Here is a 2808-nt window from a genome sequence, read left to right as displayed (position 1 = left end):
CATCCGGGCACACAGGAGCAATTCAAGTCAGGTGGCATCGAATTCCTGTCCGAGGCGCGCCAGTTCCGTGAGGGCCTCTTCGCGCCCCGCAGGCTTCCGGCGATCAAGCCGGAACAGGCCGAGCGCGTTGAACACCTCCCGCTTCGTCGCTTCCGTCTTCGTGAGGGCCCGCTCGGTCCCTTCCCGGATCACTCCGAGTACGTGGCCGGGATCCTTCGCCAGCCGGGCGCGCTCTTCGCGGATCGGCGCGATCAGGGCCTGCAGGATATCCTCGAGGCGCCGCTTGATCGCCCCGTCGCCAAGGCCGCCGCGCGTGTAGCGGGCCTTCAGTTCCGCGACGCCCTCGGCGTTCTCATCGAAGGCGTCGAGATAGGTGAACACCACGTTTCCGTCCACGCGTCCGGGATCCTCGACGCGCAAGTGGCCGGGGTCGGTGAACATGGCCCGCACCGCGGCGCGGATCTCGTCCGGCGAGGCCGACAGCCGGATCGCGTTGCCGCCCGATTTCGACATCTTGGCCTTGCCATCCACGCCGGGCAGCCGCCCGGCCTTCGGGATTATGGCGCGCGCCTCTGGCAGCACCGCGCGGCCTGCGGCCGCGTTGATGCGGCGGACGATCTCGTTGGTCTGCTCGATCAGCGGGGCCTGGTCCGCGCCGACCGGCACAACGGTCGCCCGGAAGGCGGTGATGTCGGCCGCCTGAGCCGCGGGGTAGCACAGGAAGCCCGCGGGAATGTTCCGACCGAACCCGCGCGCTTCGATCTCGTCCTTGATCGTCGGGTTGCGCTCGAGCCGGGCGACGGTGACGAAATTGAGGTAGAGCATGGTCAGTTCGGCGAGCGCCGGGAGGTGCGACTGCAGGCAGATCGTCGTACGCGCGGGATCGATCCCGACGGCGAGGTAATCGAGCGCGACCTCGAGCACGTTCCGGCTGACCTTCGCCGGATCGTGGGCATTGTCGGTCAACGCCTGCATGTCGGCGAGCAGCAGGAACTGCGCGTGGCTGTCCTGCAGGCGCAGGCGGGTCGACAGCGAGCCCGCGTAGTGGCCGAGATGAAGGGGGCCGGTGGTCCGGTCCCCGGTGAGAATGACGGGTTTGCTCATGTGCGTGTCCTCGTTGAGCGAGGGGCGCCGCATGGGGGACGTCGGGAAACAAGAAGGCCGCCCACGCGGCGGCCTCGGGAAATGGAAATTCGTCCGGCCGCCTGTTCAGGAGGTCGGCCACCAACGGACAGAGATGTGCGTCGTGTGTTCCATGTGTTTGCGTTTAGCTTCGCCGGAGCCACCGGTCAACGACCACGTCGGCGCGAAACGCGCTTGTCCCGCGCAGACCCGATATCAGCCGCGACGCCGCATCTCGCGCAGCCGCCTGGCGGCGGCCAGCATGTGATCCGTCGGCTTGGGAGTGTCGGGACCTATGTGTATCCGGTCATCGGCCCGGTTCCCGTTTGACCGCGCTCGGCCGCGCATTGGACTGAAGCGAATCCTCGGACCGTTCTGGACGTTTTCTGGTGCCCCTGGATCGCGAGAAAATTAGGCTTTTCCGCAGTATCCCCGGACGGGAAGGAGCCGCGCTCCCCGGGCGCCGAATGCGGTTTTACCCCCGCGGTGCGAGGTATCTTGCTAGCGGGGTCAACCGTGATGTACCGTGCACCGACGGCACGCACGACCATCCCGTTCTCAAAGCCCCAGCCTTCCAGCCACTCGATGACCTCCTCGCGGTTCCGGACCTCTCCCGCGTCCACGGCGGCGATGAGTGCATTGGCAAGGATCTCGCGCGGACCGGGCTCCCGCGCGTCGCCGGAACGCTCCGCCGCCGCGCGCTCCTTCAGGATCCAGTTCGGCAGCTCCATGAGCCGCTGGCGGCCGGGATCGCGCGGGTTCGACCATCCGAAACGCGCGTTCAGCAGATCCTCGAAGGTATTCCAGATTTTCCGGCTCCCAGGACGCGGCGGGTCCGGATTGAAGGCGCGGCGGACGCCATCCGGCCGCGTCACCCAGCGCGGCACGATGACGTTGACCTCGAGCCGCCCGGTATGGGTATGCGTCGTCACGAAAAGCGGCGGGCGGTATTTTTCCGGCACGCCAGCAAACGCTATCTCGCGATAAAGCCACAGCATATGGTCGACGGCGATGCGGGGTCCCGGCGCACCCGCGTTGAACGCGTCCACGTCGATGTCCTCCGGCGCGAAGGACAGCGCCAGGGAACGGTACTGCAACTTGCCGGGCGCCATGCGGATCGCGGCGCGCGCCAGTGCCGGATCGCCGCGCAGGATTTCCGGGGCCGGGTCGCGGCGGAGCAGTTTCGCGCCACCCGACGACGGCTTGGGAACCCACTCGCGGCTGATATAGCCCACGCCGTCGAGCCCTGCCTTGCCCGCATCGTTGGCGTATTTCGAGGCCAGCATCAGCACGCCTCACCCTCCTCGTCCGATGCTCCTCCACGGACAGCACCCGGAAGAAGAGCCTCGCGGCGGAAGCTGCGTTCGATGTCGAGGAGTTGCGCCTGAAGCCTCACCGCGTCGATCTCCGAGGTGCCGTCCGTTACCATCCGCGCGAGATCCTCAAGACGACGCTCGGCCCCGATCAGCGCGCCGACAACCTTGGCCCTGGCCAGATCGCGCCAGGGTGTCTCGTCGCGATGCAGACTCACAAGGTAGCGGCTCACCGACAGGTCCGCCGCCTGCGCCGCAGCCTTGATCTTGGCGCGATCGGCGGCGGTGACGTAGAGCGCGTCCCACCTGACGGCTCGCTCCTGATCCGATTTGCGGGGGCGTGGCATGCGGGTCCTCCAGGCGTCGCGGTCGG

3 protein-coding genes are annotated in these 2808 nt (G+C 67.7%); all 3 read right to left on the bottom strand.

What is annotated here, in order from left to right:
- Positions 1–27: 27 nt before the first annotated feature.
- Positions 28–1104 carry a tryptophan--tRNA ligase gene (gene trpS, locus DKT77_RS03630; RefSeq protein ID WP_109810386.1) on the bottom strand — a complete coding sequence of 359 codons (1077 nt, stop codon included), beginning with the start codon at positions 1102–1104 and terminating at the stop codon, positions 28–30.
- A 311-nt stretch (positions 1105–1415) separates the two neighbouring features.
- Entirely contained in the window at positions 1416–2414 is a 999-nt protein-coding gene (locus DKT77_RS03625) for a hypothetical protein (RefSeq protein ID WP_109810385.1), read from the bottom strand.
- Positions 2408–2808 (bottom strand): hypothetical protein (locus tag DKT77_RS03620; protein ID WP_238547665.1); only part of this gene is annotated, 401 nt, incomplete at its 5' end. The genes DKT77_RS03620 and DKT77_RS03625, both read right to left, overlap by 7 nt.

Origin of the sequence: Meridianimarinicoccus roseus (genome assembly GCF_003172915.1) — a bacterium.
GTDB lineage: Bacteria > Pseudomonadota > Alphaproteobacteria > Rhodobacterales > Rhodobacteraceae > Meridianimarinicoccus > Meridianimarinicoccus roseus.
Note: the sequence above shows the minus strand (reverse complement) of the source record. Positions and strands in the feature narration are given on the sequence as shown.